We start from the raw sequence: 24293 nt of genomic DNA, 5'->3' as shown, positions 1-24293 counted from the left end.
AGGTGCTGGTGAAAGCCACTCCGCAACCTTGATAAGGTTCTCTTCGTCGCCACGGGGCCAGCCCCCGAGCGGCGTACACCTTGTCCGGGTGGCGGAATGGCAGACGCGCTAGCTTGAGGTGCTAGTGCCCTTTATCGGGCGTGGGGGTTCAAGTCCCCCCTCGGACACTCGAAGCAAGCTCAAGGTCCTGGTCGAGAATCTTCTCGGCCAGGACCTTTTGCTTTTCGGGGAGTTCGACTCGGGGAGTTCGACGACGGCCGGGGTGTCGGACCACGGGCTCAGGTGAGGGCGGTCGCCAGGCAGGCGAAGGCGGCCACGATGACGGCGACGCGGGCGTAGTGCCAGCGGTCCCAGCGTCGCAACTGCTCCTTCCAGTCGGCCGGCCGGTTGTCGGCCGTCCAGGTCTTGACCCGGTTGTTGATCGGGACGAGCAGCAGGACCGACATGAGCACGCTCAGGATCAGCAGCGCGCCGGAGGCGATGACGAGGGCGGTGCCCTGCTCGTCCCATCCGGCGACGGCCCGGACGCCGACGAGGGCGAGCGAGGTGATGTACCAGAACGGCATCACCGCGCCGCCCAGCCGGGCCCCGTGCGTGCGGGCGAGCAGATTGCTGTCGCCGGGGAGCGCGTTGAGGATCGGGTTGCTGAAGAAGGGGACGGAGAACTCCACCCCCACCATGACGCCGACGACCACGGTGGTGAAGGCCTCGAGTGCGTTGAGCATGATGACCCCTCCTGGGATCTAGCGCTGCTAGATGATGGTGCAACGCTAGCTCTACTGTCGCTCGTTTGTCTAGCGCCGCTAGCCTCCGGATTGTCGGCGCCGTCGCCCTGCAGGCCGCTTCCGACGTCATCCGTCGGTCTACGGCCCCTGTTCCGGCTCGACGGCGGCCCGGCGTACGGGCGGGAGGACACTCCCGAGCCGTTGAAGGGCGCCTTCGCCGCGCTGTTGGAGTGCCTCGACGAAGTCGCGGGGGACGGTGCCTGACCTGGCGTCATGACACTGCGAACCGGAACCTCTTGTGTGGCACGTACACGCGTTCGTGATTACATGATCACTGTGCCGCGCACGGGGAGTAAGCAACGCATGATGCACGTGAGACAGGGGGACGGCGAGTCCCAGATAGCCGCGGGTGACGCCGGGCGGGCCGAATTGGCGGCCGAGATACGGGACTTCTACGCGGAGCGCGGGGACCCGGACGCGTTGCTCGCCGCGTTCCGTGAGGCGGCGGTCATCGTGCCGATGGCCGGGCCGCGGTCGCTGTGGAACGGGTCGATGCGCGGGACGCGATGGCTGTACGCCTTCACCTCGCAGGGCGAGTTGGAGCGGTTCGTGCATGCCAAGGGCGCGCAGCGTGACGCGGATCTCGCCGCGCAGCACGGCCGGATCAGCTTCGTGACCGTGCTCGGCTTCCGCCTTCTGGACGACGTCCTGTCCGACCTCGTACGCGAGGTGAGGGAGCCGGCGGGCATTGCGGTGGATGTGGCCGGCGCGTATCCGATGCTGCTGCCGCCCACGTCCGGCATCGTCCCGGACGCGATCGCCGTCGACACCCTCGCGCAGGGGGCGACGGCATGAGCGGCGGCGGTTACGGGGTCGACCCCGACCTGCTCAAGCAGGCGGCCAAGGGCATCAATCAGGTCATCGACGAGCTGCAGTCGCTCGGCGGGCTGCACGCGGTCGGGGACGGCGCCGTGGGGCGCGGCTTCGAGAACGTCTCGCTCAGCAAGCTGCAGGTCGGGGACGCGGGCCTGGCCTCGGCGCTGACCGTGTTCGGCGAGCGGTGGGCCTGGGGTGTGCGTGAACTCGTACAGGAGGGCAACGAGGTCGCCGACAAGCTGGATCTGTCCGCCGGCACGTACCACGACATGGAGGAGTACGGGGAGGGCGTCGTCAAGGACGCCGTCATGGCGCAGTACGGGGCCCCGACGGTCACCGGCGACCAGGCGAGCAAGATGTCGTGGGGCGAGATCGGGGACGGCATCCAGGAGACGGTCCGGCCCGACGCGTCGTCGGACGCGCTCCATTCGGCCACCGACGACATGCGTCGGCAGTGGTCGAGCGCCATGAAGGACTCCGTCACCAGTGGCGTCAGGGGCGCGAGCATCGACCTGCTCGAATCCGCCTACGGTGCGGGCCGCGGCGGTGACAACTGATGGGCGTCACCGACTGGGTCTCCGGCAAGGTCGGGGCCGTGAAGGACACGGTCGTCGAGGGCACGAAGGACGGCCTCGAGTGGGCCGGCGACAAGCTGGGCATGGACGTGTCCGAGCGCGAGCTCGACGAGACGGTCGAGCCGGGCGAGCTCGTCCACGGTTCGCCCGGCGATCTGCGCGAGGCCGCCGACCATCTGGCCGAGTTCGCGAAGGCCTTCGAGTCGACCGGGCAGGCGCTGCGGAAGATCGCCACCGGGGAGTGGAGCGGTGCGGCGGGCGACGCGTTCCGCGAGAAGTTCGACGCACACCCCAAGCGGTGGCTGACCGCCGCCGACGCCTGCCACGACGCCGCGACCGCACTGCACGCGTACGCCGACACCGTCGAGTGGGCGCGGGGGCAGGCGGCCGTGGCCGTCCGGACCTGGCGCGCCGCCGAGCAGCGCTCCGAGCACGCGCGGGCCGCGTACGAGCGCGAGCAGCAGGCGGTGTGGGACTACAAGGTGGCCGGGTCGTTCGGCGCCGAACAGGGGCCCGCGCCCAAGGACCCCGGCGCCTTCGACGATCCCGGGGCGGCGGGCAGGCAGGAGGCCCAAGAGATCCTCAACGAGGCGCGGAGCCAGCGCACTTCGGCGGCCGCCGCCGCGAAGTCCAAGGTCGTCGAGGCGTCCAAGGGCGCCCCCGACGCACCGGGAGTGGGGACCCAACTCCTGTCCGCGGTCGGGGACTACACGAAGTCCGGCATCGTCAGCACCGAGCACCTGCTGGGCGGCTTCATCAAGGGCGGCTCGGACACCGTACGGCTGATCAACACGGTGCAGCCGATCACGCCGTACAACCTGACGCACCCGATGCAGTACCTCTCCAACGTGAGTGGGCTGACCGCGGGCCTGGTCAAGAGCACCAACCATCCCGTCGACCTGGTGAAGGGCCTGGCCGGCTCAGGCTGGTCCAAGGACCCGGTGGAGGCGACGGGTACGTTCCTCTTCGACGCCGCGACCGACGTCGCCACGGGCGGCGCGGCGACAGGGGCGTCGGCGGCGCGGCGTGGCTTGACCGCGGTGGCGCGAGACGGAGCCGAGGAGGCCACGGAGGCGGCGGTTCGGGGCGCGGGGCGGCATGCGGCGGAGGACTTCGCCGGAGGTGCGGGGCGGCACGCCTCGGAGGACCTTGCCGGAGGCGCGGGCGAGTCGGCGGCGAAGCACGGCGGGAACGCGTCGGGCGGGGCGTCGGAGCTGCCGGAGGGATGGACCGTCGACCGGGCGCCGGAGAATCCGGCGGTGGCGGATGGTGCGAACAGCCCCTTCGACGATGCCGGCAAGGCTGATGACGTCCTGCCTCACACTCCCGCCGACGACCACGCCGGCGGGTCTGCCGAGGTGCCCGAACACAGCCCGTCCGAGTCTCCTGCTCCTGATGCGCCCGACGACGCGCTGGGCGATCCCGACGGCCATGGCGGCGGACAGGACGGTCCTGCCCCGGACGCCCCGGACAGGGGTGACTGGGACAAGAGTGACAACGGCGCGGGGGAGGGGCAGGGACCCGGCGGCGACCTCGACCGCTCCCCGCAAGACACCCCGGACCAACCCTCGGACGGCTCCCCGGAGCAGTCCCCTGGCGCCCCTCCGGATGAGACCCCGGACGGTGACACCTCCGCGGCCCGGGGCGATGAGCACGAAGCCCTCACAGGCGCCCGGGACTTCGACGCGGACTCCGCGGTGCGGTACGGGAATTCCGAGTTGGGTGACACCGTGCGCTCGTTGCCCGCGGGAGAGCGTGACGCGCTGCACGCCTACACCAGCCACCGTTTCGGCGACATCAACGGACTGCTGCGAGGGGACGGGGGCCTGGCGAGCCCGCAGGTCGAAGGCTGGATCGACAACATCGACTCCGCCATGTCCAAGAGCACCCTCCCTGAGGACCTGGTGGTTCACAGGGCGACCGATCTGGACCACTGGCTCAAGGAATTCGATGTGAAGGACCCCCAGGCACTGACTGGCAAGACGCTCACGGACGACGGCTATCTGTCCACGTCCTTGGGTCCGACGCGGTTCACGCACACCGAATCCGTGCTGCACCTCCGCGCCCCCGAGGGAACGCATGGAATGTGGGTCGACGAGATCAGCCAGAACCGGGGTGAGCGAGAATTGCTCCTCGACCGGGGTCAGAAGTTCCAGGTGTCAGAGGTCGCGAACGTGGACGGTAAGTACCACATCTACGGAGAAATAGTAGCCAAGTGAGTGAGAACACCCCTGGGGGCCGTGAGGAAATCCCCTTGGCAGGGCCCCAGTCGGAGAACCTCAGCCCGCGGCTCGTGTACAGCCCGCCGGAATACCGGGGGCGGTGCGACGGCCCGGTCAAGTATGTGCTGCTGGCCAACCCCATCGGGGTTTTCGGCTGCCTGTGGGCATCCGATGAGGAGGGCGCCGTAGGCCTCCACATGAACAAGGAGCAAGGCGATGTAGCGAGCAACAAGTCCTATGCCTTCTGGCTCCGGCAACATCGAGCGGCCCACGAGCGGGGGCTGAGCCCCACCGAGTTCCTGGCCGAGGCCCAGGCCAAGCGCAACGGAGCCTGGCCGTACCCGGGCGCCGTACTGCCGGGCGAGTGGGGCGAGGCACAGAGCCTGGACGAGCTGCCGGAGAAGATCGTCACGCCAAGCATCGACGAACCGGACCAACGCTACTTGTTCTCACGGCACTTCCCCGAGTACGAACGAGGCAAGGGATTCGTCGCGCGCGTCACCCATCAGATGCGGCGAACCGCCGACCAAGCCAAGCCGGCAGAGGGAGAACGTCTCTGGTTCGCGGTGGACCAGCATTTTCCGCTCTACGACCGCAGGAAGATCCCGGTCAGCGGATACATCGGACTGTGGCGCATCCGTCCCGACGGGTCGATGTCGGAGTTCGAGGCGAATCCCAAGTGGAAGGTGACGGCCAAGGGAATGGGATTCGACCCGTCGGTCAACGACGTCGAGCTCGAATACCAGCGGCTGCGCGTGGCAAGAACGACGGCCGCGAAATTCCTGGAGGTCCTGCGCGGCGCCGAGGTGTGTTATCCCCTCACCGCGGAGGGCAGACCGCTGTGGCTGCAGAACGCCGGAGACGGTAAGTACCCTCACCTGCTGGAGATCGCCACGCGCGAGGACTACGCCCCCAAGGACTGGCCAGGGATCGGCAGGGCGACGGTCGAGGAGCTGACCCGGCATGCCGCCCCGTCGAGCTGGGTGCGCATGAACCGCGGCTACCGCCTCGGTGTCACGCTCCCGGTCCGGGACATCGGCGTGAACGCTTTCGGCTGATGAAGGGACGACGAGGATGAATCAGCCTGGCGACGTGCCGGCCCACGATGCCGCGCTGCTCGACCAGCTCGACCTGACCAAGGGCGCGCAGTGGGTGGAGCTGGAGCGCGGTGTCGGTCCGTTGCGTGAGATTCGGGATGTCCCGTGGACGTCTCCCGGCGCGAGGGACGACGGCGTACGGCACGTGCCCTTCCCCGAGTACCCGCCCCTCGTCCAGCGCGTGACCGAGCTGCTGTACGAGGTCGGTGCCGTCACGCCCGCCTACAAGTGGATGGACCAAGAACCACCACGGCCCGGTGGCGACGGCACCATCGGCGCGGCCGACGCCGTCCGCCTGCTCACCAGCGTCGTACGAGGTGAACGCTTCGGGGACGGCTGCATCGCCCGCGCCCTGGAGGACGGTTCGTTCGCCGTCGCCGTGCAGGCGCTGGTGACCTGGCACCGAAGCACGTCCAGCACACCCAGCACGTCCCACCGGAAGGAACACACCGTCGTGAGCATCCCCAACAAGCGTCCCGCCACCGGCGCCCTCATCGGTTCCGCGATCGGTGACGCCATGGGGCAGCCCACCGAGTTCCTCTCGTCCGTCACGCGGATCGAGGCCGAGTTCGGGCCCTGGCGGGAGATGCGGCTGCCGGTGCGGCACGACGGCGTCGCTCTCGTCACGGACGACACCGAGATGACGCTCGCGGTGGCGCGTGCCCTGCGCCAGGTGCAGGGGGACAGTGGGCTCACCCAGCCCCAGCGCGTGACCGGCGCGCTCATCGAGCGGTTCGGTGCCTGGCTCGACCACCCGGGCATCGCCCCCGGCAACACCTGCATGACCGCGTGCCGCGCCCTGCGCAAGGGCACGCCATGGGCTCAGGCCACGCTCCCGAACTCCAAGGGCTGCGGCGCCAACATGCGTGTCGCCCCCGTCGCACTGGTGCCCGGCCTCACGCCCCACCACCGCGCGCTGATCGCCCAGTTGCAGAGCGCCCTCACGCACGGCCACCCCACCGCCCTCGCCGCCAGCGACCTGACCGCGTACGCGATCCGGCTGCTCGCCCACGGCACGGCGCCCGCGCTCCTGCCCGAGCTGCTGCTCGCCTACGCGCGCGCCTCGGTGCTCTCGCCGCCGCCCGGCTGGGGCCAGTGGCTCGGTGACCTCGCACCCCAGGGGGCGGCCTACGTCGACGGGGGCTGGCAGGAGTGCATCAGCGTCCTCGAACGCCTTGCCGCCGCCACCGCGCCCGGCGGTGTCGACCCGGAGGCCGACCCGTGCCTGGCTACGGGCGCGGCCTGGATCGCCGAAGAGGCCCTGGCCACCGGCCTGTTGTGCTTCATGCTCTTCCCCGACGACCCGGTCGCGGCGGTGCGCCGCGCCGCGTGCACCTCCGGCGACTCCGACTCCATCGCCGCGCTCACCGGCGCCTTCGCGGGCGCCCACCACGGGATCGCGGCCTGGCCCCCGGAGTGGATCTCCCAGGTGGAACACAGCAAGGAGCTGCTCGCGCTGGGCGGAGCGTGGGATGAGGGGGCCTGACCAGCCCCGCTCGCGCGTCGGGCTGCTGGCGTGGTTCGCGGCGCAGTGGATCGTCATTCCCGTCGAATCCGTCCTGCGGCTGGCCTGGAACGCGGCTCTGTTCTGCGGTGACGGCGTGCCCGAGGACGCGGCGCGGGCCACGGATCCGCTCGCCCGCTTCCTCGGGCCGCGGCGATTGGCGCTCGAGTGGAGTCGGAAGCCCGCGCGGTGGGAGCGGCACCTGGAGCGCCTGCTGGCACGCTTGGCGGTCGAGCTGCGAGATGGGGACTTCTCCCTGGCCACACGCATCTGTCACCGCCCGCGCGTCGTGGCGGTCAAGGGTGAGCATGCCCCCGTCGCCCACGCCGTGCTGCTGAACGTGCGTGACTACCGCGGGGCGGCGCCTGGCACCGTGGCAAGGATCGCGGCCGGGGAAGGTCTGGTCGCCGTCGCGCGTAGGGGGAACGCACGGCGTCTCGGTATGGACGTGCGCCTACGCGACCCAGGGGGAGAGTGACGGGCGGGCTCAGGCCCCCGCGTCCAGGTCGAGGTCCACGTCGACGTCCAGGGCCTCCGCCTCGTCCCAGAATTCCGGGTCCGCCTTCTGGAGGCGGGTGGCGGCGTGTTTCATGTGGCGGCGGGCCGCCGTGCGGGCGGCCTTGGGGTCGGCGGATTCGATGGCCGTGAGGATCGCCTGGTGTTCGTGGCGGACCGCCTCGAAGAAGTCGTCGCGGCGGGCCTCGTTGGCGCGGGTGACGCGGATGCCGCCGCGGGAGACCTCGCCGAGGTAGTGGACCGTCGAGACCAGGACCGGGTTGCCCGTCGATTCGGCGATGGAGCGGTGGAAGGCGAGGTCCTCGTCCGTGCCGTCGCCGCCCGCCGCGACCGCCGTGTCGATCGCGGCCAGCGCCGCGCGCATCCGCACGATGTCGGCGGGGCGCGCGCGGGTCGCCGCGAGATGGGCGGCCTCGGCCTCCATCGCGCGGCGGACCTCGACGATCTGGAGGACCTTCGCCAGCGTGCCCGGCGACTCGGTGTCGCCTTCCAGGTCCAGGGGACGGGTGCGGCGGGGCAGCACGAAGACGCCCCTGCCCTGGCGGGGTTCCACCAGTCCCGCGTTGCGAAGGCGGGAGACCGCCTCGCGGATCACCGTGCGGCTGACGCCGAGCTGCTTGACGAGCTCGACCTCGGTCGGCAGCTTGTCGCCCGCGGTGAGCCGCCCCGATTCGATCTCCTCGGTGAGCATCGCGGCGACGCGATCGGCGAGCCGCACGGGCCCGTCCACCTTGTTGAACATGGCGTCAGTCTATCGACGTGGCCGCGGACACCTCGGCCGTGACCGCGTCCGGGTGGTCGGCGGCGTACTGGCGGATCACCGACGCGAAGTCCGGGTCGGGAGAGAGGCCGAGCGCTGCCGCGCGGGTGTTGTCGAAGGAGGCAGGCCAGGAGCCGACGATCGACTCCACGGACGGGTCCGGGGTCAGCGTCACCAGGTCGGCGACCGCGTCGCCTGCCACCTCGCGGAGTGTGTGGAGGATGTCGGCGACCGTGACCGTGAGGGCGGGGAGGTTCACCGGGATGTTGCCGGTCAACTGACCCTCCTGCACGCCGCGTTCGGCTTGCGCCACGCGCAGAATGCCCTCCACCGTGCGGCGCGGGGAGGCCAGGGCCACTTGGGTGTCCGGGCTCACCGGGCACGTCGCCGGGAGCCCCGCGAGGGGTTCGCGGACCACGCCGGACAGGAACCCGGAGGCCGCCGCGTTCGGCTTGCCGGGGCGCACCGACACCGTCATCAGGCGCGTCACGCGGCCGTCCACGTATCCGCGGCGCGTGTACTCGGCGACCAGCTGCTCGCAGATCCGCTTCTGCACGCCGTAGCTGGACTGCGGCGTGGGCAGCGTGGATTCGTCCACCACGGGCGGGAGCGGGAGCGCCGCGTCCGAGCCGTAGACCGCCACGCTGCTGGCCAGGACGAGGCGTACGGCCGGGCCGCCCGCCTCCGACTGGGCGCGGGCCGCCTGGAGGAGGGCGCGGGTCGTGTCCAGGTTGGCGGTCATGCCGAGGTCGAAGTCCGCCTCGCACTCCGCCGACACCGCCGCCGCTAGGTGGATGACCACGTCGACCGGCTGAGCGAACAACTCCGCGAGCCGGTCCGTGAGGTCGCCCCGCACCACATCTACCAGCGGGTCCGCCGTCAGCGGCGACTCGTCCGGGACGAACTTGTCCGCGAGGGTGAGGCGGTCGATGGGCAGGCCGTCGAACATGCGCCGCTCCAGCAGGGCCTCGGCGACCTGGCGGCCCAGGAAGCCGAAGCCGCCCGTGATGACGATCCTCATGCGTGCTGCTCTCCTTGGATGTTCTTCAGCCAGCCGAGACCCTCGCTCGTGCCGGCCTTGGGGATGTACTCGCAGCCGATCCAGCCGTCGAAGTCCAACTCGTCGACGCAGGACATCAAATGACGGAGGTTCAGCTCGCCCGCGTCCGGTTCGTGGCGGTCGGGGACGCCCGCGATCTGCAGGTGGCCCACGCGGCCGGTCGGCAGGTCGCGGCGGAGGGTGGCGGTGAGGTCGCCCTCGACGATCTGGCAGTGGTACAGGTCGAGTTGGACCTTCAGGTTGGCCGCGCCGATCTCCTGTACGACCGCGTGGGCGTCCGCCTGGTGGTTCAGGAAGTAGCCCGGCATGTCGCGGGTGTTGATCGGCTCGATCAGGATGTCCACCCCGGCAGGCGCCGCCTGTTCGGCCGCGTACGCCAGGTTGCTCAGGTACGTGTCCCGGCACTCGGCGCGCGAGACACCTTCGGGCACGAGGCCCGCCATCATGTGCACGCGCGGGCTGCCGAGCGCGGCCGCGTAGTGCAGGGCCTTGTCGATGCCCTCGCGGACCTCCGACTCGCGGCCCGGCAGCGCCGCGATGCCGCGCTCGCCGCCGTCCCAGTCGCCGGGCGGGGCGTTGAACAGGACCTGGCGCAGGCCGTGTTCGTCGAGGCGGGCGCGGAGCTCCCCGGTCCCGTACGCGTACGGGAAGAGGTACTCGACGGCCTCGAAGCCGTCCGCCGAGGCCGCGGCGAAGCGGTCCAGGAAGTCGTACTCGGGATACAGCATGGAAAGGTTCGCCGCGAACCTCGGCATGGTGACTCCTATGGAGAGAGGGGTGTGCGTCAGCGGTTGACGATGTTCTTCTTCGTCGTCAGGACGGCCGCCGCACCGATGACGAGCGACAGCGCCAGAACGTACATCGGGATCGCCGTGGAACCGGTCGCGTCCTTCAGTGCGCCGATCATGTACGGGCTGACGAATCCTGCGAGGTTGCCGACCGAGTTGATCGCCGCGAGGCCCGCCGCGGCCGCCGTGCCGCCGAGGAACGCGGTCGGCAGCGACCAGAACAGCGGGGCACAGGTCAGGACGCCGGCCGCCGCGATCGACAGGGCGATGAGGGCCAGCGGGGTCGAACCCGTGAAGCTCGCCGCCATCGAGAAGCCGACGGCGCCCATCAGGGACGGGATCACCAGGTGCCAGCGGCGCTCGCGGCGCTTGTCGGCGGAGAACCCGAAGAGATTCATGGCGATCAGCGCGGCCAGGTACGGCACCGCGCTCAGGGCGCCGATCGCGAGGCCGCCCTTGACCCCGGTGGACTCCACGAACGTCGGCATCCAGAACGTCAGCGCGTACTGGCCCATCACGAAGCAGAAGTAGATGAGGCACATCAGCCACACCTTGCCGTTGCGGAAGGCGTCGAGGGCGCGGCCGTGCACGGTCTGGTGGGTGGCGTCGGCGGCGAGGGCCCGCTCGATGACCGACTTCTCGTCGTCGCTCAGCCACTTGGCGTCGCGCACGCTGTTGTCGAGCCAGAAGAGGCAGATCAGGCCGATGACGAGGGCGGGGATCGCCTCCACGACGAACAGCCACTGCCAGCCGCTCCAGCCCGCCTTGTCGTCGAAGGCGTCCATGATCCAGCCGGAGAGCGGGTTGCCGAAGATGCCGGCGACGGGGATCGCCGACATGAACATCGCGATGACGCGGGCCCGGCGCTGGGACGGGAACCAGTACGTGCAGTAGAGGATCACGCCGGGGTAGAAGCCGGCCTCGGCGGCGCCGAGCAGGAAGCGGAGTACGTAGAACGTCGCCTCGCTGTTGACGAAGGCGAACGCCGCGGACACCAGACCCCAGCTGATCATGATGCGGGCGATCCAGGTGCGGGCGCCGACCTTCTGCATCAGCAGGTTCGAGGGGACCTCGAAGAAGAAGTAGCCGATGAAGAACAGACCGGCTCCGAGGCCGTAGGCCGCCTCGCTGAAGCCGAGGTCCGAGGACATCTGCAGCTTGGCGAAGCCCACGTTCACGCGGTCCAGGTAGGAGACCACGTAGCAGAGGATCAGGAAGGGGACGATGCGGCGGATCACCTTGCGGAACACCGCGTTCTCACGCGCCAGTTCAGGTGTGTCGGCCGTGGGGACGGTCGTGGACATGAGGGGCACTTCCTTGTGCGGCTCAGGTGGGGGAGCGAGCGGGGAGGGGGACTACCAGGCCGCGCCGAACGTGTCTCTCAGTTCGGCGATGGCGTCTTCGGGGAGCGGTGCGGGCTTGCGGTCGGTCGTCAGCCAGAGGCGGGCGGTCTCCTCGAGCTCTTCGAGGACGGCGAGCGCGGAGGCGGCGTCCGGGCCCCAGACGACGGGGCCGAGGCGGTCGAGCAGGACCGCGCGGATCGGAGTGCCTTGTGCGGCACGGGAGTTGATCCGCTCGGTCACCAGATCGGCGACACTCGGGTCGCCGGGCCGGTGGTACGGGATGTGCGGGACGTGACCCACCTTCATCACGTAGTACGGGGTGATGGGCGGCAGCACATCGTCCTGGTGCCACACACCGGCGAGGGTGAGCGCGACCAGGTGTGTCGAGTGGGTATGGATCACGAAGCGGGCCGTGGGGTCGGCCTCGTAGATCCGGCGGTGCAGGGTGAGGGTCTTGCTGGCGCGGTCGCCCGCCACCTGTACACCCTCGCCGTCGACGAGCGCGAGCCGCTCGGGGGAGAGGAAGCCGAGGGCGGCGTCGGTCGGGGTGATGACGTGGCCGAGGCCGTCGTCGAGCTTGGCGCTGATGTTGCCGGCGCTGGCGTGGACGTAGCCGCGGGAGAAGAGGCTGGTGCCGACGCGGACGATCTCGGCGCGTGCGGTGTCGGGGGTCATGCCGTGACCTCGTTCAGGCGGGAGAAGGATGCGGTGAAGAAGTCCGGGCCGCCGAAGTTGCCCGACTTGAGGGTGATGTGGAGGGTGTCAGAGTCGGCGAGGTGTGCTGCGCACCACGGCACACCGGGATCGATCTGCGGGCCGATGCGCAGGGCGGTCAGGCCGAGGGCCTGGACGACGGCGCCGGAGGTCTCGCCGCCCGCGACGACGAGCTGCCGGACACCGCGTTCGACGAGCCCCTGGGCGACGCGCGCGAGCGTCCGCTCCACCAACTCCCCGGCCTCTGCGGCCCCGAGCCGCCCCTGCACATCGCGTACGGCGTCGGGGGACTCGGTCGAGTAGATGAGAACCGGGCCTTCGGACGACAGGTGGGCGTCGGCGAAGGCGAGCGCCTCGGCGGCCACGTCCTCACCTGCCGCGATCCGCAGCGGATCCACGCTGAAGGCCGGCCGGCCGGTGTCGAGGAAGGCGCGCACCTGGCCGTTCGTGGCGGCGGACACCGACCCCGCGATGACGGCCGAGTAGCCCGAGGCGGCGGGGAGTTGGGCCGCCTGCGGGGACGGCTCGATGCCCCAGTTCGCGGGCAGCCCGATGGCGAGGCCCGAACCGGCGGTGACCAGCGGCAGACCGGCGACCGCGGCACCCAGACGTACGAGGTCGTCGTTGGACACGGCGTCGACGATCGCGGCGCCGATGCCGTCCTTGCGGAGTTCCTCGATGCGCGCCGTGATGGCTTCGGGGCCCGCCGCGACCGCCTTGTGGTCGATGAGTCCGACCGGGCGCTCGGTCTGCGCGGCAAGCACGGACACCAGGTTGGAGTCGGTCATCGGGGTGAGCGGGTGGTGGCGCATGCCGCTCTCGCCGAGCAGCACATCACCGACGAAGAGGTGTCCCTTGAAGACGGTGCGGCCGTTGTCGGGGAAGGCGGGCGTCGCGACGGTGAAGTCGGTGCCGAGCGCGTCCATCAGGGCCTCGGTGACCGGGCCGATGTTGCCGGCCGGCGTCGAGTCGAAGGTGGAGCAGTACTTGAAGTAGATCTGCTCGGCGCCCGCGGAGCGCAACCACTCCAGGGCGCGCAGCGAGGCGTCGACGGCCTCGGCCGCCGGGACGGTCCGTGACTTGAGCGCGATGACGACCGCGTCGGCGTCCCGCGGAGTCACCGCGTCCGGAGCCGGTACGTCGATCAGCTGGACGACGCGCATGCCCGCGCGCACGAGGTTGTTGGCGAGGTCGGTGGCGCCGGTGAAGTCGTCGGCGATGCAGCCGAGTCGGATGGGCACGTCAGGCCTCCTGGTCCTGGGTGTGGGGCAGTTCGATGCCCGGTTGCGGCAGTTCGATGCCCGGGAAGATCTTGATGACCGCACTGTCGTCCTCGCCGCCGAGGCCGGACGCGGAGGCCTGAAGGAACATCTGGTGGGCGGTCGCGGACAGCGGCAGCGGGAACTTCTGAGGCCGCGCGGAGTCGAGGACGAGGCCGAGGTCCTTGACGAAGATGTCGACGGCGGAGAGCGGTGTGTAGTCACCGGCCAGCACATGGGCCATGCGGTTCTCGAACATCCACGAGTTGCCCGCGCTGTGGGTGATCACCTCGTACAGCGACTCGGCCGGCACGCCCGCCTTGATGCCGAGGGCCATGGCCTCCGCGGCGGCGGCGATGTGCACGCCCGCGAGCAGCTGGTTCACGATCTTGACCTTGGAACCGAGGCCCGCGGTGTCACCGAGCCGGTAGACCGTGGCGCTCATCGCGTCCAGCACGGGATCGGCGAGCGCGTACGCCTCCGGGGAGCCGGAGGTCATCATCGTCAGCTCGCCGGTCGCGGCGCGCGCGGCGCCGCCGGAGATCGGGGCGTCGAGGAAGTGGACGCCCAACTCGCCGAGCCTGCCCTCCAGTTGGGCGGAGAAGGCCGGGTCGACGGTGGAGCACATGACGTAGACGGAGCCGGAGCGCAGCCGGTGGGCGGCTCCGCCGTCGCCGAAGAGGACCGACTCGACCTGCGCCGAGTTGACCACGACACCGACGAGCACGTCGACGTCGGCCGCCAGGTCACCGGCCGTGTCGTACGCGGCGCCGCCCTCGCGCGCGAAGTCGGCGGCCACGTCGGCGCGCAGGTCGTGGACCGCCACGTGGAACCCGGCGGCGCGCAGGCTGCGCGCCATGCCGAGCCCCATGGCCCCGAGGCCGACGACGCCGACACGGGTCGTGGGGGCGGTCGGGGCCGGGTGATCCTGGTCGTGCATGGGTGTCTGTCCCTGTCTCTCGCCGTGGGCCGAGGGCCGTGGGTCGAGGCCCGTGGGGCCGTCGAACGCAGGTCATATGATGACCTGACGTCAACGCGGAGTACAGGGTGATGCCGGTCACACCGGCGGGGTGCGGGGGCGGGCAGGGGTGCTGCTCCCGGCGGTCAGGCGTGCGGGGTGAGCTGGATGTGGCGGATCCCCTTGCGGTGGTGGGTGTACGCGATGTGCAGCGCGCCGTCGGCGGACTGGGCCACGGACGGGTAGGACAGCTCGCGGTTCAGGCCGTCACGGGAGTTGTTGGTCATGCAGTGGCCGTCGCCCGTGACCAGGTCCGCGGCGCGCTGCCAGGTGCGGCCGCCGTCGGAGGAGAGGGCGAGGCTCAGCGGGGCGCGCGGGGCGCCCCAGAAGGCGGTCCCGACAGTCTCGTCGCCGGCTGTCCCGGCCTGCGTCGCCAGGTCTCCCGACTCGTCGATCTCGTCGTACAGGGAAACACGGCGGTCGGTGGCGTCGGCCGCGCTGCTGTGGTTGTAGACGAGCGCGAGGCGGCCGTCCGCGAGCGGCACGTACTGGACGGAGGAGTTGTTGTTGGGGACGTCGAGGGGTTCGGGTTCCGTCCAGGTGGTGCCCTCGTCGTACGAGACCGAGCGGTGGACGTGGTCGGCGCGACGGCTGCGGTAGAGGGCGAGCAGGGAGCCGTCCGGCAGGGCGTGGACGTTCATGTGCACCAGGCCGGTCGACGCCGGGACGGTGTGCTCGTGCCACGTCGTGCCGTCGTCGTCGGACACCATCACGGCGCTGGTGTCGTGCTCGCCGGTCCACGCCACGCCCTCGGGTGTCGTGCAGCGGAACACCGGCAGCAGGATCCGGCCGGACGGCAGCACCACCGGGGGCTGTCGCACGAATACTCCGCCGGACTCGGCACTGAGCAGTGTGCGCGGGGCTTCCCAACTCCCGCCCCGGTCACGGCTGATGCGCAGTCGTACCTGTGCGGTGTCCTGGCGGCCACCCTGCTGGGCGGTGTGCAGCAGCCACCACTCGCCGTTCGGCAGGACGGTCAGGATCGGGTTCTGCTCGGAGCGGCCGGGGTCGTCGGAGAGGCGCTGCGGCTCGGACCACTCGGCGGCCCCGGCGGGGAGCCGGGAGAACCAGACGCAGATGTCGGCCATGCCTTCCTGCGTGCCGCCGAACCACACGCAGCCGAGTTCGCCGTCGGGCAGCACGGTCAGGTTGGCGGCGTGGCTCTGCACGGTGGGTGTGGGCAGGGCGCGGTCGGTGCGGGTGTGGCCGGGCAGGGTGGGTGTCCCGGTGGTCGGGGATGTGGGAGTGGTGGGTGTCATGGGCGGCATGGTGTGTCTCCAGTGGGGTGGTGTGTCACGCCGGGGTGTGCGCCCGGCCGCGCGCGTGCAGCAGTTCGCGGGGCTTGCGGCCGCGGATCGCCGCGGGGTCGAGGGCGGCGCGGCGCAGGTCGCGGGTGTACGGCTCCGTGGGCGAGGCCAACACGTCGGCGGTGGGGCCCTGTTCGACGACCCGGCCCGAGCGCAGCACCACGACGTCGGTGCTGATCTCGCGTACGAGGCCCAGGTTGTGGGCGATGACGAGGTACGTGATGCCGGTCTCGGCCTGGAGTTCGCGCAGCAGCTCCAGGACGCGGGCCTGGACGGAGACGTCGAGCGCGGACGTCGCCTCGTCGCACACCAGCAGGTCGGGTGAGGAGGCGAGGGCGCGGGCGATACCGATGCGTTGGCGCTGGCCGCCGGAGAACTCGGAGGGGCGGCGGTCGCGGGCCGAGGCGGGCAGGCCCACGCGGTCCAGGAGTTCGGCCGCGCGGCGCGTGCGGGCCGTTCTGTCGCGGGTGCCGGCGAGCGGGCCGGAGAGGCGGAGGGGTTCCGCCACGATCTCCTGGGCGGTGAGGTGGGGGTCCAGTGAGCCGTACGGGTCCTGGAAGATCATCTGGAAGCGGGGGCGCAAGGGGCGGAGGCGGCGTTCGGGGAGGGTGGCGAGGTCGGTGCCGTCGAAGACGATGCGGCCCGCGGTGGGTTTCAGGAGGCGGACCACCGCGTGGGCGATGGTGGATTTACCGCTGCCGGATTCGCCTACCAGGGCGAGGGCGCTGCCGCGCGGGATCGTGAAGGTGACCCGGTCGACCGCGGTTGTGGCTCCGCCGGGGGTGGGGTAGGTGACGACGAGGTCCTCTACGTGGAGGAGGGGAACGGGAGTGGTCATGGGCTGGCTCCTTGCCGGGGTTGCGGTCGCGGGGCTCTGCCCCGGACCCCGCTGCTCAATCGCCGCAGGGGCTTACAAATGCGCCCAGCCGTGGCACCGCCGCCAGCAGAGAGCGCGTGTAGTCCTCCGTCGGGGAGTCGACGATTTGTTCTGCCTCGCCGGATTCGACGAAGTGGCCATCGCGCATCACGTGGATGCGGTCCGAGACCAGGCGGGCCACGCCCAGGTCGTGGGTGATCATCAACAGGCCGACGCCGTCCGTCTCCTGGAGGGCCATGAGGAGGTCGAGTACCTCGGCCTGGACCGTGGCGTCCAGGGCTGAGGTGGGCTCGTCGGCCACCAGGAGGCGTGGTTCGGCCGCGAGGGCGATGGCGATCAGGACGCGTTGCAGCATGCCGCCGGAGAATTCCTGCGGGTAGGCCTTCCAGCGGCGTGCGGGATCGCTGATGCGGACCCGTTCCATCAGGGCCGTGCCCCGGTCGCGGATCTCCGCGCGGCCGATGCCGGGGTGGCGCAGGCGGAGGGCGTCGCCGAGTTGGCGGCCGATGGTGTGCACCGGGCTGAGCGCCGTCATCGGGTCCTGGGGGATCAGGGAGACGGTGCGGCCGCGGGCGCGGCGGGCAGCGTCGGGGTCGGCGATCACGTCCTCGCCGGCGATCCGTGCGCTGCCGGAGAGGACGGCGAGGCCCTCGGGGAGCAGGCGCAGCACGCCCATCGCCGTCGTCGACTTGCCGGAGCCGGACTCGCCGATGAGCGTGACCGTCTCGCCCTCGTGGACCGTGAAGCTCACGCCGTCCACCGCGCGTACGATGCCGCGGCCCGTGACCAGTTCGATCCGGAGGTCCGTCACGTCCAGGAGTGGTTTCTGATCGAGTGTCATGTCTGGGCTCCCTTCGTCGACTTGAGCGCCGGGACTCGGTCGCGCAGGCCGTCGCCGACGAGGTTGACGCCGACCACCAGCAGCGCGATGACCAGGCCGGGCAGTGTCACGAGCCACCACGACGTGGTGAGGTAGGCCTGGCCGTCGGAGATGATGCGGCCCCATGTCGCGAACGGGCGCTGGGGGCCGGCGCCGAGGAAGCTGAGCGAGCTCTCCAGGAGGACCGCCTGGGCCAGGAGCAGCAGGATCACCAGGGCCGCCGGGCGCACGATGTTCGGGATCACGTGGCGGCCGAGGACCGACCAGCCGCGCAGGCCCAAGAGGCGGGCGGCGGCCACGTACGGTTTCTCGCGCTCCACGAGGACGAGGGAACGGGTCAGGCGTGCCACCTCCGGCCACTGCGCCACCGCGATCACCGCCGTGATGACGGGGATCGACGGGCCGAACAGGGCGACGACCAGCAGGAGCATCATCAGGAGGGGCAGGGCGAGTTGGGCCTCCAGGAGGCGGGAGACGACCGTGTCGACCCAGCCGCCGAAGTAGCCGGCGGCCGAACCCGCCGCGATGCCGATCAGGCCGGACACGATCACGGCCAGCACGCCGACCGTCAGTGACACCTGGCCACCCAGCAGGATCCGGGCGAGCAGATCGCGGCCCAGCTGGTCCGTGCCGAACAGGTGGCCCTCGGTGAGGGGTGGGAGTCTGCGGGCCGCCAGGTTCTGCGCGTTGGCGTCCGGCAAGGGGAGTGCGCGGGCGAGCGCGACGGGCAGCACGACCAGGGCCGCGCACACCGCGCCCACCCAGAGCTTGAAGCGGGCGCTGCGCCGCTGGCGGGTCGCTGTGGCCCGCCTGAGGTCGCGGGCGGTGACGGCGCTGGGTGCGGGGGAGAGTGTGGCGGACATGGCTCAGGCCGCCTTTCCGAGTCGTACCCGCGGATCGAGCAACGGGTAGCAGAGGTCGACGAGGAGTTGGACCAGCAGCGCGAGTGCGGCCGTGACCAGGACCGTTGCCTGGATCAGGGGGTAGTCGCGGGTGTCGAGGGCGCGGACGACGAGCGAGCCGACGCCCGGCCAGCCGAAGACGACCTCGACGACCACGACACCGTTCAGTAGCGCCGCGAACCGGGTGCCGACGGCGGTGACCAGCGGCACCGCCGAGTTGGCGAGGGCGTAGCGCCAGGTCAGGGCCCGCTCGCTGACACCGCGCGAGCGGGCCACGGTCACGTACGAGGAGGCGAGCGCGGTGGACATCTCGCGGCGTACGAGCCGGGAGACCAGGGCGAGTTGGAGGACCGCGACCGTGATCGTGGGCAGGACGAGGCCGCCCCAGGAGGTGAAGCCCGAGGCCGGCAGGACGGGGAAGAGGACCGCGAAGACGGTGAGGAGCATGACGCCGGTCCAGAAGTCGGGCATGGACTGGCCGGCGATCGTGAAGATGTTGGCGCCCAACTCGCGGGCGCTGTCCGCGTGATGGGCCATCCACACGCCGAGCGGCACCGCCACGACGACGGTCACGGCGATCGCCGAGACCGCGAGCGTGAGGGTGTACGGCAGCCGGTCCATGACCACGTCGAAGGCCGGGGCGTGGAACGAGTAGCTGGTGCCGAAGTTCCCCGTCACCAGGTCGCGCAGGTAGATGCCGTACTGCGCGAAAAGTGGTCTGTCGAGGCCGAACTGGGCGCGGATGCGGGCCAGTTCGGAGGTCGATGCCGTCGGACCCGCGTATGCGGACGCCGGGTCGCCCGGTGCCATCCGGATCAGCAGGAACACGACGGTCAGGGTGAGGAAGACGGTCAGGACGCTCTGGCCGAGACGTCGTGCGAGGTACGTGGCCGTGGCCATGGGTCAGCCCTCCAGCCGTACGGTCGACAGGTCGTAGCAGTTGAGCGGGGCCAGTTCGAGGTCGGTGACGCGGTCACGGCGGGCCTGCACCGTCTTCGGCACGAAGGACCACAGGCACGGCCAGGTGTCCCAGACCGCCCGCTGCGCCGCGTTCAGCTTGCGGGCGCGCTTCTTGGCGTCCGTCTCCTCGGCGGCGTCCGACAGTTGACGTTCGATGTGCGGCTTCACGTAGCCCATGAAGGCGTCACCCGTCTTGTCGTCCTCGGCGGTGCCCGCGTACATGGCCTGGAGGCTGGTGAGGGCCTGGCCCGTGGTGCCGGGGAAGCCGTTGCCGATGACGTCCCAGTCCCCGCCGCGGCCCTGCCGCCAGGCGAGGATGTCGCCGCCCGGCTGGAACTGCTTGAGCTGCGCGCGCACGCCGGCGTCCCGCAACATCTCCACCAGCGCCTCCATCACGGAGGCGTCGCCCGCGAACTCACCGCTCTCCCAGATGATGGTGAGCCGCATCCCGTCGGCGCCCAACGCTCTCAACTGCTCGCGGGCGGCGGCCGGATCGTGGCGGTACGACCCGGTGCGCACGGCCCCTTCGAGGGCCAGCGGCAGCACACCCTGCGCCTCCACCGCGGACTTGGTGAGGACGTCCTTGATGAGTGCGTCCCCGTCGACGGCGTGGGTGAGGGCCTTGCGGACGCGGGCGTCGGACAGCGGATGCGACCTGGGCTTGCGGAAGTTGTAGAACAGCTGGCAGATCCGCACGCCGGGGACGCGGTCCAGGCGCACCCCGGGGAGCCCGTCGAGCTGGTCGGCGGAGTCCGGGGTGAGGGTGTCGACGACGTCGAGTTCACCGCTGCGGATGCCGACGACCCGGCTGGACTCCTCTGGTACGAAGCGGACTTGGACCCGGTCGACGTGCGGCGGTGTGCCCCAGTAGTGCGGGTTGCGGGTGAGCGTGTACTCGCCCGTGCCGCTGTTCGCGGCGACCACCCGGTACGGTCCCGTGCCCACGCCGGACCGCAGCTCCTCGGCGCGGTTGTCGGCGGCCGGGGTGATGAGGATGTTCGCCATCAGACGGTCGAGCACGGGCACGGGGCGGCGGGTGTGCAGGAGGAACGTACGGTCGTCGACCCTTTCCACGGTGGGGAGTTCGGGGAAGAGGCCGCGGATGAACGAGCCGTCGACCTTGCCGTACAGGCGCAGCGCGGTGGCCACGTCCTCGACGCGCACGGGGCGTTTGTCGGAGTAGTGGATGCCGTCGCGCAGCCGCACCGTCCAGGTCGTCGGCGACGTCATCTCGAAGCGGTCGGCGAGGACTTGGGCGACGGACAGGTCCGGGCGGATCGTGGTGAGCGCCTGCCGTACGCCGCGCTGCACGGTGACGGCGGCGTCGAACTGGTTGAGCTTGTTGTCCAGGCTGACCAGGGAGCGGTTCAGGCCGAGCGAGAGCGTCCGCGGTCCGGGCGCGCCCGTCGGGCCCGCGCAGGCGGTGAGCGGTCCGAGGGCCAGGCCGGTGCCACCGGCCGCGAGGGTGCGCAGCAGGGTGCGGCGGGAGGGGTGGAGGTGAGGTGGGGAGGGCATCGTCGACCTCTCGGGCGAGGGCTCGGGGGAGGGGCTCATCGGAAGCGGGGCGGGGCTCAGGCGCCGGGTGTCAGGCCCAGCGTGTCCAGGACGCCGTACACCCCGAGGCAGACGATCGCCGCGCTGCTGATCACGAGGGCGGCGGTCAGCCAGGGGTTGGCGCGGAAGCGGGGCGGGACACCGGTGTAGCGCAGGCGCCACACCGCGATCACGACGGCGAGCAGGAAGACGCCGCCGCCGATGCCACCGATCTGGACCATCAGGACGGGGGACTGCACCCACAGGAAGAAGCACATCCACACCGGGGGCAGACACCAGGTCAGGACCCGGATGGTGCGTGTGCGGGAGCGCAGGTCGCGCCAGTCGATGACACCGAGCAGACCGAGGGTGTTGGCCCATAGGCGCGGCACACTTGCCGAGGAGGCGACGGTCACAGAGAAGAGGACCGCGATCGCGCCGGCCAGGAAGAGGTACTGGGCCCACGGTCCGAGCACGTCGGTGTACATGTGCGACAGCGTCGTGATCATGTCGTTGCCCTCGGGCACCAGGCCCTGCGGGTGCAGTACCGAGGCGCCGATCGTGTAGAAGGACAACGTGCACAGGGTGCAGATGAGCCAGGAGACACCCACGTCGAGGCGCATGACCTTCAGCCATCCCTCGGCCCGCCGCGCGCGCTCCTCCGTGCCGTCGTCGGGGCCCGTCCAGCGGGCGTAGCCCTTCTCGAGACACCAGTACGTGTACGTCGTCATCTCGTCGGCGCCGACACCGGTGATGCCGAACATGGCGAGGGCGATGCCCACCGTGCCGGCCGGGATCTGGAAGCTCAGGCCCTCGGCGAGGTCGGCGGAGCCGTAGCCGAACGCGGTGAGGGGGAGGGCCAGGGCGAGGCCGACGGTGATGACCGTCTTGAGCGTGATGCCGATGACCTCGACCCGCTCGACGACGTGGTACTTGCCGGTCTGGAGGATGAGCACGGCGGCGGCCGTGACGATGACCGCCCAGATGGTCAGCGACGCGACGCTGAGCGAGCCGCCGTGGATCGGCAGCAGGATCGAGCAGGCGGCCGCAGTGCCGCCGATGATGCCGCCGCGCTGGAACATCTTGGCGAAGTCCATGCCGATCCAGAGCCAGTTGATCCAGCTCAGGCGGCCGATCCGGGGGCCGATGTCACGGAAACCGTCGAGCGCGGGACGGCCGGTGAGGATGGTCCAGCGGGCCAGCTCCATCTGCACCCACACCTTGACCGCGGTGGAGATGATCACGAGCCAGAGCAGCGCGAAGCCGGCCCTGGCGCCGAGCGAGGTGGTGGTGATCAGCTCGCCGGAGCCGACGACGGCCGCGGAGAGGATGAGCCCGGGACCGAGCCTGCGCAGCCTGCCGCGGAAGGTCTCGGGGGCCGGGCGGGCGTCTTCGGCGCGCAGGGCGTACGGGTCGGCCTGCGCGGGCGCCGGGGGGACGGAGCCGGTCGTGGTGGTGGACATGTGTCGGGTCCTCGGGGGTCTTCCGGCGTCTTCGCCGGAATCCGGACAGGGAGGTGTGGGGGTGTGGGAGGTGGCACGGTGTGTGGAGGCTTGGTGTCTCGCTGGGGGCGGTCGAGCAAATGCTTGAAGTGGCTCGGTGGTTCAGGTGGCTTGGTGGTTCAAATCGCCTGGTGGTTCAGGTGGCTTCGTGGTGTGCCGGCTCGCCCGCGAGGACGCGCACCACGTCCTGCGCGACCATCGCGCCCATCGTCTGGTTCGCCTCGGGGGTGCAGGCCGCCATGTGCGAGGTCAGCAGCGTGCGGGGCGCCTCGCGCAAGGGGTGGTCGGCGGGGAGCGGTTCCGTGGTGAACGCGTCGAGGGCGGCCGCGCCGATGTGGTCGGTGCCCAGCAGCTCGGCGAGCGCCGTCTCGTCGATCAGGCCGCCGCGCGCGGCGTTGACCAGGATGGCACCGCGCTTCATGGACTCCAGGCGGGCCCGGTCGAGGAGCGGGGCGCCGGACGGGTCCGGCGGGGTGTGCAGGCTGATGGCGTCGGCGCGCGCCAACAGGGCGTCCAGGCCGGCCGGTTCGGCGTCGAGCGTCCGGATGGTGTCGTCCGGTACGTACGGGTCGTGGGCCAGGACCGACATGCCGAAGGCCCGCGCGTATCCGGCGAGCAGCCGGCCGATCCGGCCGAAGCCGACGATGCCCAGCGTGCTGCCGTGCAGCTCGGGGCCGAACAGCTTCGGCCAGCCGCCTTGTGACACCGCGACATGGGAGGCGGTGAGCGAGCGGGCCGCGGACAGCAGCAGGCCGAAGGTGTACTCGGCGACGGCGCGGGAGTTGCTGCCGGGCGCGCACACCACCGGGATTCCGCGCTCGCGGGCGGCGTCCAGGTCGATGGTGTCGACGCCCACGCCGTGCTTGGCGATCACCTTCAACCGCGGTGCGGCGTCCATGGCTTCGGCGGTGATCGGGTCCATGCCGACGATCAGGGCGTCCGCCTCGGCGGCGTACTTCAGCAGCTCGGCGCCCGGCAGCGCCGCGTCCTCGCGCGGGCGCAGCGGACCCGCGCCCGCCGTCTCCAGGATGTCCCAGGGGCGGGGCGAGTGCCGGGCGAAGGTGGGTGTGGTGATGAGCGTCGTCGGCATCAGCGCGCGCCGCCGCGGGCCGCGTCCAGGTGGGACGTGGCGATCTGCTGGAGGTGCACGACGTCGGCGGCCACCGTGGCGAACGTGAAGCCCTCCGCGAGGCGGCGGGCCGCGCTCGCACCGTCGGCGTTGTGGATGCCGGCGGCGATGCCCGCGTCCTCCGCCGCCTTCCGTACGCGGATCAGGGCCTGCTCGAACTCGTCCTGCACGGACGGGTCGGACGACGTCGCGCCGCCGATGGCGAGGCGCAGGTCGGAGGGGCCGACGTAGATGCCGTCGAGGCCGGGCGTCGCGCAGATCTCCTCGACGTTGGCGAGCCCGTCGGCCGTCTCGATCATCGCGAGGACGGCGGTCGCGTCGTGGGTGTCGGCCGGGTTCGGGCCGACGCGGAGCTGGGCGCGCATCGGTCCGTAGCTGCGGCGGCCGAGCGGCGGATAGCGCACGGCGGAGACCGCGTCGGCGGCGTCCTGCGCGGTGTCGATCAGCGGCACGATGACGGCGGTCGCGCCCGCGTCGAGTGCCTTGCCGATGTACGTGAGGTCGTTGGCCTCGACGCGCACCATGCCGACGGCCGTGGAGCCCTTGGTGTCGGTGGCGAGGAGGTTGTTCAGCATGCCCTGGTAGCCGAAGAGGCCGTGCTGGGCGTCGAAGGCGAGGTAGTCGTAGCCGACGCGGGCGAGGCGCTCGGCGGCGACGGGGGAGTCGAGCAACGACCAGTAACCGATGAGCTGTTCGCGATTGCGCAGCGCGGCGGTGAACTCGGCGGAGGTGCGGCCGGTGGCCAT

22 protein-coding genes, 1 tRNA gene and 3 pseudogenes are annotated in these 24293 nt (G+C 71.0%); 9 read left to right on the top strand and 17 right to left on the bottom strand.

Annotation, left to right across the window (positions count from 1 at the left end; genetic code table 11):
* Positions 1–82 precede the first annotated feature (82 nt).
* Positions 83–167 (top strand) — tRNA-Leu (locus ACOKM3_RS09950).
* Positions 168–278: 111 nt separating this feature from the next.
* Here the strand turns inward: ACOKM3_RS09950 and ACOKM3_RS09945 are convergent.
* A complete protein-coding gene (locus tag ACOKM3_RS09945; RefSeq protein ID WP_426899014.1) occupies positions 279–725 on the bottom strand; it encodes an anthrone oxygenase family protein in 447 nt (148 codons plus the stop codon).
* Between the two features lie 124 nt (positions 726–849).
* Between ACOKM3_RS09945 and ACOKM3_RS09940 the strand changes: the two are divergent.
* The 8 genes and pseudogenes from ACOKM3_RS09940 to ACOKM3_RS09905 all read left to right on the top strand — a co-directional run.
* Positions 850–983, top strand: a pseudogene (locus tag ACOKM3_RS09940) (TetR family transcriptional regulator); the annotation flags it as partial.
* A gap of 105 nt (positions 984–1088) precedes the next feature.
* Entirely contained in the window at positions 1089–1580 is a 492-nt protein-coding gene (locus ACOKM3_RS09935; RefSeq protein ID WP_426899012.1) for a hypothetical protein, read from the top strand.
* Complete coding sequence (locus tag ACOKM3_RS09930; protein ID WP_426899010.1) at positions 1577–2158, top strand: hypothetical protein; 582 nt, start codon at positions 1577–1579, stop codon at positions 2156–2158. The genes ACOKM3_RS09935 and ACOKM3_RS09930 overlap by 4 nt, the downstream gene beginning before the upstream one ends.
* A complete protein-coding gene (locus ACOKM3_RS09925; RefSeq protein WP_426899008.1) occupies positions 2158–4395 on the top strand; it encodes a putative T7SS-secreted protein in 2238 nt (745 codons plus the stop codon). Before ACOKM3_RS09930 ends, ACOKM3_RS09925 begins: the two co-directional genes overlap by 1 nt.
* Positions 4392–5456, top strand: a complete 1065-nt coding sequence (locus ACOKM3_RS09920) for a hypothetical protein (RefSeq protein ID WP_426899007.1) — start codon at positions 4392–4394, stop codon at positions 5454–5456. The genes ACOKM3_RS09925 and ACOKM3_RS09920 overlap by 4 nt, the downstream gene beginning before the upstream one ends.
* 16 nt (positions 5457–5472) lie before the next feature.
* Positions 5473–5886: pseudogene (locus ACOKM3_RS09915) on the top strand (DUF6508 domain-containing protein); the annotation flags it as partial.
* Positions 5887–5955: 69 nt separating this feature from the next.
* Positions 5956–6981 carry an ADP-ribosylglycohydrolase family protein gene (locus tag ACOKM3_RS09910; protein WP_426906750.1) on the top strand — a complete coding sequence of 342 codons (1026 nt, stop codon included), beginning with the start codon at positions 5956–5958 and terminating at the stop codon, positions 6979–6981.
* Positions 6968–7477 carry a hypothetical protein gene (locus tag ACOKM3_RS09905; protein ID WP_426899005.1) on the top strand — a complete coding sequence of 170 codons (510 nt, stop codon included), beginning with the start codon at positions 6968–6970 and terminating at the stop codon, positions 7475–7477. The genes ACOKM3_RS09910 and ACOKM3_RS09905 overlap by 14 nt, the downstream gene beginning before the upstream one ends.
* Positions 7478–7486: 9 nt before the next feature.
* Here the strand turns inward: ACOKM3_RS09905 and ACOKM3_RS09900 are convergent, their stop codons facing one another.
* From ACOKM3_RS09900 to ACOKM3_RS09825, 16 genes and pseudogenes are all read right to left on the bottom strand, one after another.
* On the bottom strand, positions 7487–8257 hold the full coding sequence (locus ACOKM3_RS09900; protein ID WP_426899003.1) for a FadR/GntR family transcriptional regulator: 771 nt from the start codon (positions 8255–8257) through the stop codon (positions 7487–7489).
* A 4-nt stretch (positions 8258–8261) separates the two neighbouring features.
* The gene (gene denD, locus ACOKM3_RS09895; RefSeq protein WP_426899001.1) at positions 8262–9296 is read right to left on the bottom strand and encodes a D-erythronate dehydrogenase; all 1035 of its coding nucleotides are present in this window, start codon (positions 9294–9296) and stop codon (positions 8262–8264) included.
* Positions 9293–10090 (bottom strand): 2-oxo-tetronate isomerase, encoded by a 798-nt coding sequence (otnI, locus tag ACOKM3_RS09890; RefSeq protein WP_426898999.1) that lies wholly within the window; start codon positions 10088–10090, stop codon positions 9293–9295. Before otnI ends, denD begins: the two co-directional genes overlap by 4 nt.
* A 29-nt stretch (positions 10091–10119) precedes the next feature.
* Entirely contained in the window at positions 10120–11427 is a 1308-nt protein-coding gene (locus ACOKM3_RS09885) for an MFS transporter (RefSeq protein WP_426898997.1), read from the bottom strand.
* A gap of 51 nt (positions 11428–11478) precedes the next feature.
* Positions 11479–12141 (bottom strand): class II aldolase/adducin family protein, encoded by a 663-nt coding sequence (locus ACOKM3_RS09880; protein ID WP_426898995.1) that lies wholly within the window; start codon positions 12139–12141, stop codon positions 11479–11481.
* Positions 12138–13421, bottom strand: a complete 1284-nt coding sequence (gene otnK / locus ACOKM3_RS09875; RefSeq protein WP_426898994.1) for a 3-oxo-tetronate kinase — start codon at positions 13419–13421, stop codon at positions 12138–12140. The genes ACOKM3_RS09880 and otnK overlap by 4 nt, the downstream gene beginning before the upstream one ends.
* 1 nt (position 13422) lies before the next feature.
* A pseudogene (gene ltnD / locus ACOKM3_RS09870) lies at positions 13423–14382 on the bottom strand (L-threonate dehydrogenase); the annotation flags it as partial.
* 161 nt (positions 14383–14543) lie between these two features.
* Positions 14544–15716, bottom strand: coding sequence for a sialidase family protein (locus ACOKM3_RS09865; RefSeq protein WP_426898992.1), 1173 nt, complete (start codon positions 15714–15716; stop codon positions 14544–14546).
* A gap of 34 nt (positions 15717–15750) precedes the next feature.
* Positions 15751–16602 carry an ABC transporter ATP-binding protein gene (locus ACOKM3_RS09860; protein ID WP_426898990.1) on the bottom strand — a complete coding sequence of 284 codons (852 nt, stop codon included), beginning with the start codon at positions 16600–16602 and terminating at the stop codon, positions 15751–15753.
* Between the two features lie 55 nt (positions 16603–16657).
* Positions 16658–17482, bottom strand: a complete 825-nt coding sequence (locus tag ACOKM3_RS09855) for an ABC transporter ATP-binding protein (protein WP_426898988.1) — start codon at positions 17480–17482, stop codon at positions 16658–16660.
* Complete coding sequence (locus ACOKM3_RS09850) at positions 17479–18384, bottom strand: ABC transporter permease (protein WP_426898986.1); 906 nt, start codon at positions 18382–18384, stop codon at positions 17479–17481. The genes ACOKM3_RS09855 and ACOKM3_RS09850 overlap by 4 nt, the downstream gene beginning before the upstream one ends.
* Positions 18385–18387: 3 nt before the next feature.
* Positions 18388–19323, bottom strand: coding sequence for an ABC transporter permease (locus ACOKM3_RS09845; protein WP_426898984.1), 936 nt, complete (start codon positions 19321–19323; stop codon positions 18388–18390).
* A 3-nt stretch (positions 19324–19326) separates the two neighbouring features.
* On the bottom strand, positions 19327–20898 hold the full coding sequence (locus tag ACOKM3_RS09840) for an ABC transporter substrate-binding protein (RefSeq protein ID WP_426898982.1): 1572 nt from the start codon (positions 20896–20898) through the stop codon (positions 19327–19329).
* A 56-nt stretch (positions 20899–20954) separates the two neighbouring features.
* Positions 20955–22379 (bottom strand): Nramp family divalent metal transporter, encoded by a 1425-nt coding sequence (locus tag ACOKM3_RS09835; RefSeq protein ID WP_426898980.1) that lies wholly within the window; start codon positions 22377–22379, stop codon positions 20955–20957.
* A gap of 175 nt (positions 22380–22554) precedes the next feature.
* The gene (locus ACOKM3_RS09830) at positions 22555–23508 is read right to left on the bottom strand and encodes a phosphoglycerate dehydrogenase (RefSeq protein ID WP_426898978.1); all 954 of its coding nucleotides are present in this window, start codon (positions 23506–23508) and stop codon (positions 22555–22557) included.
* On the bottom strand, positions 23508–24293 hold the full coding sequence (locus tag ACOKM3_RS09825; RefSeq protein WP_426898976.1) for an HpcH/HpaI aldolase family protein: 786 nt from the start codon (positions 24291–24293) through the stop codon (positions 23508–23510). Before ACOKM3_RS09825 ends, ACOKM3_RS09830 begins: the two co-directional genes overlap by 1 nt.

Origin of the sequence: Streptomyces nidicola (assembly GCF_050106155.1) — a bacterium.
Taxonomy (GTDB): domain Bacteria; phylum Actinomycetota; class Actinomycetes; order Streptomycetales; family Streptomycetaceae; genus Streptomyces.
The sequence above is the reverse complement of the archived record's forward strand: the minus strand, read 5'-3'. Positions and strand labels throughout refer to the sequence as shown.